Origin of the sequence: Sphingopyxis macrogoltabida (assembly GCF_001314325.1) — a bacterium.
Classification (GTDB): Bacteria; Pseudomonadota; Alphaproteobacteria; order Sphingomonadales; family Sphingomonadaceae; genus Sphingopyxis; species Sphingopyxis macrogoltabida.
On sequence record NZ_CP009429.1, the window covers coordinates 4,548,307 to 4,560,623 of the forward strand.

Consider the following 12,317-nt stretch of genomic DNA (forward strand, 5'->3'; position numbering starts at 1 on the left):
CTCGCACCGCGGCGGTCCGCGCGATTGCGCGCGGATAGGCAAGCGGTGTTCGCTGTGGTGCCGCCTGAGCGGCTATCAGCAACCGTCCGACACGCGGCCGGACCTACATGATGCCTGGCAGGATAATCCCCGGGATGGCCGCCAGTCGTCCCATTCCGTGAGACGGATTATGTCAGAATCCGGGAGTCCCGGCAAGCGGATCCGGGTCAAGCGCCTATCAGCGCGCCGCCGCCTCAAGCTCGGCGATCTTGTCCGAACAGACCTGATGGACCACGCGACCAAGTTCCTCCACTCGCTCGCCGAGCCAGGTGAGTTCCTCTTCGCTTATCCGGTAATGTTTTGAGTACCTTGCCTTCGTGTAAGCTTCTTTCAGCTTTTGGAACATCGACCTCTCGCGATGGGTCCCCTCCGGCCAGATACCAAAAAGGCGACGGTCGAGCCCCTCTGCGAGCGAACGCAGGAAGGCGATGTTGTGGTTGTACGGTGTGTACAATGTCAGGGTGAGCAGCAGTCCTTGGTACAGTCGTTCCGTCGCTTGATGGAGATCAAAGGCAGCGTATTTAAGCTGATTGTCACCGACGCTCTTTCGCGCGCGTTCGAGAGAATATTGAGCCGCCGGCATGTACTCGTCGAAATAATCTTTTGCCGCGGCCAACGCTTGGCTCGGTGTTTTCGGCTTCGGGTTGGCCAACTCGCTATCGTCAGCTTCGTAAACCGCGATCCCGTCCTTCGCGACCTCCATGAAGAAAACGCGGCCATGCGAGAGCCCGTCATTCACCTCGTGCAGGCTGTGGATGATGAAGTTGACCGGCGTGTGGATGGTCTTTTCGATCGTGTAGGCGCGAATGAGCCGTTCCTCGGCGGTCGCCCAATAGGCGGCGCGGTCGGTCATCTCCTTCTGGCTGACGATGACGAGGATGTCATAGTCGGATTTATACTGATTCGCCGAGAGCGGCGCATCGACCCAGTCGCCTCGCGCGTGGCTACCGAACAAGATAATCTTGAGGATGCGGGCGCCCTTGCGGGGTCCCGTCGCGTTCTCGGTCGCGCCGCGGAACTCGTCGAATATCGTCTCGACGATCCGTTCGAGCTCGCGCTGCTTGGCGGCGGGAAGATGGGTGAGATCGTTACGCATGTAGCGGAATCTTCGGGAAGATCGGCCGCTTTGGCAAGAGCTAAAGCCCCATGCCGGGCAACGAGGCCGAGGCTTGCGAGACCGCCGCGCTGATCGCTTGGTTGGCAGCGGGCGCAGCGATGGCTGCTTGCGCCATGGCGGCCCCCGCCGCGGGTGCCTGTGAAAGCGCAGTCTGGACGACCCCGGCGCGCTCGTTGATCGCCGATGTCAGTCTCGCGCGATCATCGGTGACGATCGTCGCCGACTCCTTCGCGCGCGAGATACCGACATAGAAGCTTTTCTGGTCGACCAGATTGGCGGCGCGGCTGTCGGCGTGGATGATGACATGCTCGGCAGTGCGTCCCTGCGCGGCGAAGGCGGTATCGACATATGCGTGGGAAATATGTCGATCGCGCGCCGCGTCGAGGTCTAGGGTCTGCGTCTGCCCCCGCGCGCCAACTACCGTCGCGGTTCGCGCCTGCTCGTCGATCGCGGTAATTTCGCCGCGCGCACCGTTGATCCGCCCGGCGTCACGATCGTTGCGGGTGAAGCGGATGCTGTCGCCGGTCCTTAGATCCATATACTGGGGCGCGAACACCTGCACCTTGCCGGCGCCCCATTGGCGAGGTCGCCAGTCGACCTCGCGCCCATCCTCGGATTTGAGGGCAATCGTAGCCTTCGCCGGATCGACCGCCTCGACGCGATAGGCCTCGCCCCGCGCGACGCCCTTGTCGGCATAGTCGCGGGCGAAGCGCACGACATCGCCCCTGTCGTAGCTTAGGGGGTCACGCGCCTCGGCGCGGGTGAGCCCCTTGTTGACAAGGCTTTCGACGGCGACGGTAGGACCGGAAAGCGCGCCGGACCTGACGAGCGCCGCCCTTATGTCTGCTGTCAGCGCATCACGTCCCTCGCGCGAGGGCTCGATGACAAGAGTTCGCGTCCGCGCCGCCTTGTCGAGCCCGGCATAGCGCTCGGCGATAGCGGCGAAGCGGCCGATGCGATCGGCACGTTCGACAATCTGGCCGCCACCGCGATCAAGCGCCGCGAGCGCCTCCTTCGCGTCGCCCTCGATCGAGGCGAGCACGGCCTCCTTGGTCGCCGCGTTGCTCTGCCGGACGATCTCACCGAGCTTGGCGGTTTCCATGCCAGCGCCTTGGAGCTGGGCGAACGCCGCGCCAGCCTCGACCGATCCGAGCTGTTTCACGTCGCCGACCAGAATGATCCGTGCTTCATGCTGCTCGGCCAACTCGAACAGCTGCGCGGTATCGCGCGCCGACAGCAGCGACGCCTCGTCGACGATCCATGCGACCGGCTGGCTGGGTGCAGAACCTTCCGGCACAAGCAAATGGCGGGCGACGGTATCGCTGCGCGTGCCGAGTGCCTCGCCGAGTGTCATCGCCGCCGATGCCGTCGGCGCCAGGGCGACCACCGACACGCCCCGCGCTTCGGCCTCCCGCGCGAAGGTCGCAAGCACCGTCGTGGTCTTGGCGGTCCCGGCATAGCCTTGGACCGCGGTGATGCGGTTGCGACTGGTAAGAAGCTGCTCGGTTGCCGCTTTCTGGTCGGCATTCCAGCCAAAGCCGGACCGCTCCGCCTTCGCCGCCGCACCGGCGACAGCCTTGGCGGCGGCGAGGGGAGGTGCGATTGGCGCGAGCGCACCACGCCCGCGCGCTTCGACATGCAGCAACGTCTTCTCGGACGCGATATTCTGGCGGGTCGTGAACCCAGAGAACGCCGCGCCGCGCCGATCGACGAAGGTACGGTCAATGAGCTCGCCCTCCTTCGTCGCCCGCCCGATCGCGTCGTCGATCTCGGCATAGCCGACCTTTCCAAGTCCAACCCGCCCCGCCTCCTCATGCAGCGCCGCGACCGAGAACACCGACTGCCGCTCGCCAAGCTTGTCGGCGGCATGGGCGACGGTGCGATCGGCGATCGATGGATCGGGAGAGTGAAGGCCGCTCGCGGCCCTCGCTTCGGCCTCACGCACCAAGGCCAGCCGGGCCTCGGCATTGAACCCGGCCCGGTCGGCGGTCTCGCGCCAGTCAGCGACAAGCGCGCCATGGTCGGCCGCCCCCTTCGCCTGCCGCGTATCGAGCGCGGCGACCTGCTTTTCGGCAGCGCTTGCCTCCTCGCGCGAAGTTCCGCGCTCGCCGAGCGCCGCCTCGATCTCGGCGCTACGGGTGCTGAACGCCGCCATCACGTCGGCCGAGACGCCTTTGATCTCGAACATCGACTCCTTGCCCGGCGCAATCTCATAGCCGAGCTCGCGGACCTTCAAGGCCAGCTCTTGCCGGTAGATGGCGCCGATCTGCTTCTGGAGCTGATAGATCGCGCGCGGCTCCAGGCTGCGCCACGAGCCAGCCTTGCCCTGCGTGGCATTCATGATGACATTGTGGGTGTGGAGTTGCGGGTCCTGCGCGCGGCTCGTCCCATGCTGAAAGCTCGCGACAATCAAATTGCCGGTGGCCTCGCGCGTCACGCTGCCGCCATGCCGAACACGGGTCGCGGCCATATGCGCCTCGACATGCGCGAGCGCCGTCTTCACCGCCTGCCCATGTGCCTCAATCAACCGCCGGTCGCCCGCGACCTCCGCCATGATCGACACCGACTTGGGCGCACTCATGGTCACATCCCAGCCGGGGCGATGTTCGAGCTGGCCGTCGCGAACCGTGCCGAGCTGTTGACCCGCGACCTTGCCGTCGAGCAACTCGCGGAAGGCGTCGCGATCGACGTCACCCGACAGCCCAAGCTCCTCGGCTCCCTTCCCATGCCATTCGGACGGCGACAGCCCGCCATCGGCGTAATAATCGTCGGCTTCATAATAGCTGCTCGCCTGCGCCGAGCTGGTCAGCGCCGATACCGACGCGACCATCAGATCGGTCCACCATCGTCAGCCGGCGGGGGTGCCGGCGGCTTCTTCCCTGCTTTCGGCTTTTCGACGACCTGCTTCTCGACCGGGGGCGGAACAGCGCTGTCTGGCTCTTCTTTGGGCGCCGCCTCCAGCGGCCGGTGCCAGAGGGTCGTATCCGGGTTTGCGGCGACAAAGGCGGGCTGACGCGGCTCGCCCCGTTTCTCGATATGGTCGGCGGTGAGTGCGATGCGCGCGACCGGGAGCCCGTCGGGGAACAGCAAATAGCCTTGGTAGCGTGCGAGGCGGAGTTCGCTTTCGAACACGGCGGGTCGGGTTTTGCGCTGGCGGCCGAGCGTCATCCGCGGCTTGTCGTCGCCGTCGCCAAGCGCGCCGGTCATGGTCTGGACTTCGACTTCGCAGGTGCCGATCGTGTCGCTCGCCCAGCGTCGGGACTCGCCATCGCCCATCTGCAAGAACAGCTTGGTGTTGCAGCAACCGAGCATGGATTCGGCAAGGTCGTCGCCATAGCGGTGCCGCATCTGCCCGACGCCCTGAAAGGTCAGCACGACCGCCGCCCCGAACTTGCGGCCCTCGGGCAGAAGGCGGGTCAGATTGTCGACGCGGGGCAGGTCGGCAAGTTCGTCGAGCAGGAACCAGACGCGCCGGTCGGATGACGGAGCAAGGCCCAACATGGCGCTCGCGGCGCATTCGAGCCAACAGGCGAGCAGCGGCTTCAATGCCGCAAATTGTTCTTCCTTCCGCGGGACGAAGATCCAGGGCTTCGCGCCCTTCGTCTCGTCGAGCCCGGCGATGAACTCCCGGAACGAAAAGACCTTCTCGCCTTCCTCTGGCATGCGAAGGAACTGGATCAGGTTCGCGGCCTTCGCGAGCATGAAGAGCACGCTGCCGGTGGCCCGATCGGCGTCGTCGGAGAAGGTGCGCGCCGACGACGTGTCCTTGAGCCAGGTCTTGAGCTTGTCCTTGTCCATTTTCTGCAGCGCCTCAAGCAGATCGGTCAGCGTGCATTTCTTCTCCCTCCACAGTTCCCGGATCATGTTGGCAACGAGTATGCGGCTGGTCTCCAGCCAGACATCCTTGTCCTTATCACTGGTCTCCGTGACGAGTTGGTGCGCGATGCGATCGGCGTCGGCGGGATGGGCGATCTCGGCGAAGGGCGACCAATAGACACAGCGGGCATCGAAGGGGTTGAGGATGATGTCGCCGCACTCGGGTCGGAAGTAGTGGGCGATGAACTCGCCACTGGTGTCGTAGACCAGCGCGGCTTCGCCGCGCGCGGCGATCCCGTCGAGCATCTGGCGCAGCACCGTGGTCTTGCCGCTGCCGGTCGTGCCGACCATCGCCATGTGGCGGGTTTCGAGGCGGCGGGGAAAGGGGACGGGACCGATCGCCAGCGGATGCGAACCGGCTTCGGCTCGCGCCAGCTTCACAAGCGCCTTCTCGCTCGTCACCTTGGTGCCGTCGATCACGCGATCGCGTAGCGCGCGTTCGCGCCTGCGCGCGGCGACATCGCGGAGCAGGAACAGGCACGACAGCCATGCGACAAACCCCAGCATGGCGCCGCGCATGACAAACGACTTGGCAATGCTCGCCCGGCTGACAAAATAGGGATCGGTCGCGACCGTGCGAGCAGGGTTCAGATAGTCTCTCCCCTCGTAACGGATGACGATCCCGGGATCGCCGCCGTCGCCTGCAAACCATGACAGCATCTTCGCGTGATAATGGGTGCCGGTGTCCCGAAGGATGCTCGGGTCGAGCATCAGATAGGGCGCCGCCAAACCGCCGAGCGCGATCGACGAAACCATGATCGCGAACTGTCGTTTGAACCGCCGTGTCTGACTGTAGCGAAGATGACGCCGCAGCGTCTCGGCATGAAGCCGGAGATCGTGAGGCTCGCTCATGGCCGTTCCGCCATCGCGGCACGCTGCCGGTCATAAGCCCGGTTCGTCTCGGCGGTGATGATCTCATCGCTCTTGCCGCCGCCCATCGCCGCGCTACGCGCATAGCAATAAGCGGCGCAGGCCGTGTGCAAGGTGCGGGCGAGCAGGCGTTCGACATCGGCGAGACGCGTGCTCATCGACGCCACTTCGGCGACAAGTTCGCGATCGTCTGAGCTGCTGAAGGTGGGATTGGCCTGCCCGTCGATCCCTATCTTCACGCAGCGGCGAAGCATCGCGTAAACCGTCTTGCCCTGCCGGTCGGCGAGCGCGCGAAGCGCGGTATCGAGCGCCGCGGGCAGGCGGATGGAATGTTGGACGGTCTTCATCGCGCCGCCTCCCTGAGGGTGCGGATCGCACCCTCGAACTTTGGCGGAAAAGCGCCGCTTCGGCAAAGCGACGGCGAAGCGCACTCTGATCGCACCCTCGAAAACTGGCGGAAAAGCTCGATGCACCCGTGCGTGAGGTGTGTATTCAAATTACGGGTCCGATGCGTAGCATCGCGGCCCCGCGACCTTCCGTCAAAGGCGACCGGTTCAGACATGATCTGGGCCCTCCGCAGTATGCCGCATAGCTTCCCTGCGAGCGACCCAGTCCGCGATCATCGCCTTGGCTTCCCGGCCGGCTGTTTCGCGATCTTGAGGATTTCTTGCCGGTGGAGATTTGCGACGGCCATTGTCCGCAAGCCAGGCGAGAATAGCGCGCTCGATAGCGGCCCGCATATGGTCGCGAAGGTCGTTCGCTTCGAAGGGATCGAGATCAGTCGTGACGCCGCGGCTGAAGATTTCTCCGCCCAAGGGAAGATCAAAATCGCCTGCCATTTGAAGCGGACCATCGATGTGACAGTTGCTCCCATCGCCATCATAGGTGGCTAGCGGCGGTCGCTCGGCGTAGCGCCAGAAATTGACTGCGGCGCGGTATGTGTCGCCATCCTCGCCATGGGCGAGCAACTTTTCGATGATCGGCCACATGTAGATGGCGGTCTGAACATCGGCGTCGATGTGCATGTCGGGCTTGGGCTTCGAAGAAAAGAAGCGGGGGAGAGCGTTGCGAACAACGGACATGTCTTGTCCTCCTGAATCGAGAGGTGATCGAAATGCGCGGGCGGCAATTCGCCGCGTCGGTATCAAGTCTCGGGGCGACCCTCGGTGAGCCGCGCGATGGATGCGGTCGTGATCAGCGTTCGCGTGCCGATCTTCAGCGCATCGACCTGGCCGGTCTTTATGAGCTTGTAGACTGTGCTCCGGCCGACGCCGAGCGCCTTGGCCGTGCGGTTAATCGAGTATGCGAGTTCATCCATTGTCGCCTCCGTTGGAGTGCCGCGATGCGGCGGGCGACAGGATCATTTGCAGCTAATCGTCGGCAGTTCCAACGGCATGCGGATGTACCGGAAATCCGCCGTTCGCGGCTGTTCCCCGGTAATTGCCGTCGAACAAACGCACGGAAATGCGTCGTTCCTCGGTAATTCAGCGCCAGATTAAGACGAGCGATTTTTCGCGATCGTCTCCAAAATTTGATTTGCGTACGGTGCAAGCTGCGTCTGGCTGGGGACCTTTAAGCGCCTGCCGCGATACCAATCCTCCATCAGCTCGATGATTTCCCTCTGATTGCCGCGCTTCTTCGAGGTATCGAGCGCCCGCACCTGAGGATGCTCAATCAGCGCGATGATTGCATTGGTGTGATCGTACTGCTTCGGCGCTCCCTTGCGACTCGGGTGAGCCTTGGCGTCCGCAATGAGCTTGTCGACGTCCGCTTCGAGGAAGAGCTCGCGGCCGAACCAGAAGCCGACTGGGCCGACGAGCGCGCTGCGAATCGCTCCTTCCCGCGCCACATGGGCAGCCCGAAGTTTGCCGAAGAAATAGCGGTGATCGACATACCGCCGCACCCCGCTCTTCTTCAGGTAGAACGCGCGTAGAGTCGACTCGCGTTGGAGCAGAGCAAATAGTCGTTCCAGGTTCCGCGCTGCGGACTCCTCAGGATTGGCATAAGCGGCGTCCTGCGGAGCGGACGCCTTGATCCCCCCATATTGAAAGGCGCGCCACGACGCGACCACGGCCATTGTCAGGATGAAGCAGGCTAGCCCGATGATCAGCATGGTATCGGCGCCGGGCGCTCCGTTGATAGTCCACACGGTTCCCAAGATTAGCATCAGAGTCGCCGAGATGGCGGTCGCGACTAGCGCCAACCACAGCGCTAAATAGCGGTTCTGGACAAGACGGGAGGAATCCGCCGCGATGCGGTCTAGTTCGGCGAGGCCAGCCTGTTCGTCATTGTCCACGAAGCGCGCCGCGACGATGCGTAGCGGCAATACTTCCTTCCGTTCCTCCACCGTTTTCTCCTAGCGAGCGAAGGCCACATTGCCTCCATCTCGGAGCAGATACAAATGCTTGCCCAACCGTTGGCAAGCGGCGGCGAATGCGGACGATGAATCTTTTCGGTGGTAGCCCGGTGGTAGCCCGGAGAAATAGGCGTCTTCAGGCGCCAACCCGAAATTTCTCAAGCTATTGAAAATGCTAGGGAAACTGGAGCGGGCGAAGGGATTCGAACCCTCGACCCCAACCTTGGCAAGGTTGTGCTCTACCCCTGAGCTACGCCCGCTCTGGCGGCTGGAAACGGGTGGCTCCCAGCGGGTGAGGCGGGCGATTAGCACCGGCTTTCGGAGTCGGCAACCCCCTTCATGCTTTTCCCGCAACATGACGGCCGAGGGGTTGGCATATCGCCCGCAAATCCCACATAAGCGGGTGCGAGTCTTTTCCGGCCGATGCCGGACCCGCAGATTTTAAGGAGCATCCCCACGTGGCCACTTTGGGTCTGAACCCGCAAGAGAAGGAAGCCGTCGAAGCTTTCCGCCGCGACGTCGTCGAACCCTCGATGACGAGCCTCGTCATTCTCGATTTCTGGGCCGAATGGTGCGGACCATGCAAGCAGCTCGCCCCGACGCTCGAAAAGGTCGCCGCCGATTATGCCGACAAGGGCGTCGTGCTCGCGAAAGTCGATGTCGACGCCAATCCGTTCATCGCCGGCCAGTTCCAGGTCCAGTCGATCCCGACCGTCTATGCGATCTTCCAAGGGCAGCCGGTCGCAAACCTGACCAACGCGCGCTCCGAAAGCCAGCTCAAGGCGATTCTCGACCAGTTGCTCGCCCAGCTGCCGATCGAGAGCGCGGCAAGCGCCCGGGCGGTCGAGATCGCGCCGCTGATCGAGATGGGCGAAAATATCCTCGCCGAAGGCGACGGACCGCGCGCCGCGAGCATCTTTGCCCAGATCCTCGACATGGCGCCCGACAATGCCGCCGCACATGGCGGGATGATTCGCGCCCTGCTGCTCGCGGGCGATATCGACAGCGCGCAGGCCGCGCTCGACGCGGTTCCCGCCGAAATCGCCGCGGACCCCGCCGTCGCGCAGGCGAAGAGCGCGCTGGCGCTCGCTGCCGACGCCCCCGACGCGGGCGAGCTTGCCGGCTTCGAGGCCGCAGTCGCCGCCAATCCCGACGACCATCAGGCGCGCTTCGACCTCGCCACGGCGCAGATCGGCGCGGGGCAGCGCGATGCCGCCGCCGACAACCTGCTCCACATCGCCGCCGCCGACCGCGAATGGCAGGACGGTGCCGCGCGGGCCAAATTGCTGTCGCTGTTCGAAGCGGTCGGGCTCGAGGATCCGTGGGTCGCGGCGCAGCGCCGCCGCCTGTCGCTGATCCTGTTCGGTTGATGAACGCTGACGCGCCCCTGACCGTCCAGCGGATCGCGATCTTTCCGCTGCCCGGCGCGGTGCTGTTTCCGGGGCTGCATCTGCCGCTGCATATCTTCGAGCCGCGCTATTCGGCGATGGTGCAGGAGGTGCTCGCGCGCGACCGGCAGATCGGGATGATCCAGCCGCGCCAGCTTCCCGGCGAAGAGCATCGCGAACCGCCCGCGCTGTACGATATCGGCTGCGTCGGCCGCATTATCGACGTCGAGGCGCTCGACGAGGGGCGCTTCAACCTCGTGCTCGAAGGCGTCGCGCGCTTTCGCGTTCGCCGCGAGCTCGACGTGACGACACCCTTCCGCCAGGTCGAGGCCGAAATCGAGATCGAGGCCGAGGACGACGCGGTGCTGTCGAGCATCGAACGCGCCAGCCTCGAGCGCGAAGCCAAGCGCTTCGCGGCGCGGCAGGGCTATGTCGTCGACTGGGATTCGGTCGGCCAGCTCGACGATGCGACGCTGGTCAACGGCATCGCGCAGGTCGCGCCGTTCGACGCAGCGGCAAAACAGGCGCTGCTCGAAGCGACACCGATCGACGCGCGCGCCGAACTGGTTGTCCAGATGATGCAATTCTTCGGTCGCTTCGACGGCGACGACGGACGCGCGACGCTGCAATAGCCATTCAGTGCGGTTCGGCGGCGTGGCGGACGATGTCCGCCAGCGCACGGCGGACAACATGGCGCTCGCTCTCATTGAGGCGATCGGACGCTTCGCTAGCAGTCAATTGGCGGCGAACCAGCGTCCGTTCACGCTCGCCGTTGCGGCTGCGGCGCCGTTCGGCCCAATCGGCAACAAGGCGGTCGGCAACAAGGCCGGCAAGGCAGTCGGCCGCGCCGCGTTCGGCAGCCTCCTCGGCCAGCGGGTCGGCGAGCCACATATCGGCGCTCACGTCGACCAACGCGTCGAGCGAGAGCGTTGCGGCCCCGTTCCCCCCGCCGCAACGCGGGTTGCCACGCAGGCGGAGGCGAAGCGCCTGCAATTCGGCGCGGAGCTGCCAGGTCACATAGGTGGTGAAGCGCGCCCGCGCGGGATCGTAGCGTTCGGCAGCGCGGTGGATCGCGATCGCGCACGCCTGCTGCGCCTCCTCGGCGTCGGCCCAAAGGCCATAGGCGCGCGTAAAATAGCGGATCCGCGGCGCAAGCAGCGCGGCGACCCGCGCGAAGGCTTGATCGACCCCGGCCCGCGCCCGTCCGCCGGGTGCGGTATCGAGCGCGGTGCGCGCCTCGATCAACGCCGTTACCGCCTGTTCGAGTGCCTCGCTTGTTGCCGACATGATCCCGTCCCCCGACCCGCGCGGCACGATTGCCGCAAAGACAGGGTTAGATTGTCGTGGTTAGCGGCGGCATGCCGGCCGCCTACGCAATATTACCTAGATTTCGGCTCCGGTGAGCAGGCGCGGCAGGTCGCCCGCCTCGCCCCGCGCTTCCTCCATGAAGAAGCGCTTGAGCAACGGCAGCCGCTGCACCGCGCCGAGCCCGGTGCGGCGCACCGCCGCAGCGGTCCGGCCGGGGATGCCGAACAACCGCGTCAGTCCGTCGGTCGCAAGGCTGACCATCAGGCTGTCGAGCCCGCGCCAGCGCTGGTAGCGCGCGAGCAGCGCCGCATCGCCAAGGTCGAGGCCGAGGCGGGCACCTTCGACGAGCACTTCGGTGAGCGCCGCCACGTCGCGGAGACCAAGGTTGAGCCCCTGCCCCGCGATCGGATGGATGCCGTGCGCGGCGTCGCCGACGAGCACCAGCCGCTCCGCGACGATCGACGCGCTGTGGTGGAAGCCAAGCGGATAGGTCATCCGCGGCGCGACCAGCTCCATCGCGCCGAGCAGGCCGCCGGCGCGCCGTTCGAGTTCGGCGGTGAAGCCCCGCTCGCCGAGCTTGGCGAAACCGGGTCCATCCTTTTCGGAGACGGTCCACACGAAGGCCGAGCGATGCCGGCCCTGTTCGTCGTCGACGAGCGGCAGCAGCGCGAACGGCCCGGCGGGATAGAAGATTTCGTGCGCGACATTGCCGTGCGGGCGTTCGTGGGCAACCGCACCGATCATCGCATGATGATGATAGGACCAGTTCGCGATGCTGAACCCCGCCGCGTCGCGCGTCGGCGAGCGGCGGCCCTCGGCGACGATCAGCAGCGGCGCGGCAAGCTGCGTCCCGTCGGCGAGCGTCAACGTCACGCCATGGGCGTCGATGTCGCGCGCCGACACCCGCGCCGGCATGTGCAACCGGACGAGCGGCGCGTCGGCAAGCGCTGCGGCCAAGGCCAGCCGCAACCGGCGATTTTCGATCATCGTACCGAGCGGCGCGCTGTCTTCGGCGGTGACGAAATCGAGTTCGCCGCCGCGCCCCTGTCCCGGGGCGCCATCGCCGACCTTGATGGCGCGGATCGGGCAGCCGTGACCGGCGATACGATCGGCGAGGCCAAGCACTTCGAACATCTGCCAGGTCGCGCTGGCGATCGCCGAGGCGCGGCCGTCGAAGCCCGGCGCGATCGTCGCCACCGGATCGGCGGGGTCGACGATCTGCGACGACAGGCCATGATGCGCCAGCGCCAGTGCCAGCGCCTGGCCGACGAGGCCGCCGCCCGAAATCAGGACATCGCTGCGCAGGGTTTCGCTCATGCCGCTGCCCTAGCGCGGGCCACGATCATTGGAAAGGCTGTGCGCA

11 protein-coding genes and 1 tRNA gene are annotated in these 12,317 nt (G+C 65.4%); 2 read left to right on the top strand and 10 right to left on the bottom strand.

Annotated features, from left to right (window positions below):
- Positions 1–217: 217 nt before the first annotated feature.
- From LH19_RS22015 to LH19_RS22050, 8 genes are all read right to left on the bottom strand, one after another.
- Positions 218–1,135 carry a HEPN domain-containing protein gene (locus LH19_RS22015; RefSeq protein WP_054731856.1) on the bottom strand — a complete coding sequence of 306 codons (918 nt, stop codon included), beginning with the start codon at positions 1,133–1,135 and terminating at the stop codon, positions 218–220.
- A gap of 40 nt (positions 1,136–1,175) precedes the next feature.
- Positions 1,176–3,986, bottom strand: a complete 2,811-nt coding sequence (gene mobF / locus LH19_RS22020) for a MobF family relaxase (protein ID WP_054731857.1) — start codon at positions 3,984–3,986, stop codon at positions 1,176–1,178.
- On the bottom strand, positions 3,986–5,884 hold the full coding sequence (locus tag LH19_RS22025) for a type IV secretion system DNA-binding domain-containing protein (RefSeq protein ID WP_054731858.1): 1,899 nt from the start codon (positions 5,882–5,884) through the stop codon (positions 3,986–3,988). Before LH19_RS22025 ends, mobF begins: the two co-directional genes overlap by 1 nt.
- Positions 5,881–6,249, bottom strand: coding sequence for a hypothetical protein (locus LH19_RS22030; protein ID WP_054731859.1), 369 nt, complete (start codon positions 6,247–6,249; stop codon positions 5,881–5,883). The genes LH19_RS22025 and LH19_RS22030 overlap by 4 nt, the downstream gene beginning before the upstream one ends.
- Before the next feature lie 207 nt (positions 6,250–6,456).
- A complete protein-coding gene (locus LH19_RS22035; protein ID WP_054731860.1) occupies positions 6,457–6,984 on the bottom strand; it encodes a hypothetical protein in 528 nt (175 codons plus the stop codon).
- 62 nt (positions 6,985–7,046) lie between these two features.
- Positions 7,047–7,220 (bottom strand): helix-turn-helix domain-containing protein, encoded by a 174-nt coding sequence (locus LH19_RS22040; RefSeq protein WP_054731861.1) that lies wholly within the window; start codon positions 7,218–7,220, stop codon positions 7,047–7,049.
- Between the two features lie 177 nt (positions 7,221–7,397).
- Positions 7,398–8,249: a hypothetical protein gene (locus LH19_RS22045; RefSeq protein WP_054731862.1), complete on the bottom strand. Its 852-nt coding sequence runs from the start codon at positions 8,247–8,249 to the stop codon at positions 7,398–7,400.
- A 194-nt stretch (positions 8,250–8,443) separates the two neighbouring features.
- Positions 8,444–8,518, bottom strand: a tRNA-Gly gene (locus LH19_RS22050).
- Positions 8,519–8,716: 198 nt separating this feature from the next.
- On the opposite strand from LH19_RS22050, the gene LH19_RS22055 reads away from it, so the two are divergent.
- Positions 8,717–9,628, top strand: a complete 912-nt coding sequence (locus tag LH19_RS22055) for a tetratricopeptide repeat protein (RefSeq protein ID WP_054731863.1) — start codon at positions 8,717–8,719, stop codon at positions 9,626–9,628.
- Entirely contained in the window at positions 9,628–10,278 is a 651-nt protein-coding gene (locus LH19_RS22060) for an LON peptidase substrate-binding domain-containing protein (RefSeq protein ID WP_054731864.1), read from the top strand. Before LH19_RS22055 ends, LH19_RS22060 begins: the two co-directional genes overlap by 1 nt.
- 4 nt (positions 10,279–10,282) lie before the next feature.
- On the opposite strand, the gene LH19_RS22065 is transcribed toward LH19_RS22060, so the two are convergent.
- Together LH19_RS22065 and LH19_RS22070 are read right to left on the bottom strand one after the other, a co-directional pair.
- Positions 10,283–10,933: a sigma factor gene (locus tag LH19_RS22065; RefSeq protein WP_054731865.1), complete on the bottom strand. Its 651-nt coding sequence runs from the start codon at positions 10,931–10,933 to the stop codon at positions 10,283–10,285.
- A 96-nt stretch (positions 10,934–11,029) separates the two neighbouring features.
- A complete protein-coding gene (locus tag LH19_RS22070) occupies positions 11,030–12,271 on the bottom strand; it encodes an FAD-dependent monooxygenase (protein ID WP_054731866.1) in 1,242 nt (413 codons plus the stop codon).
- Between the last annotated feature and the right edge of the window lie 46 nt (positions 12,272–12,317).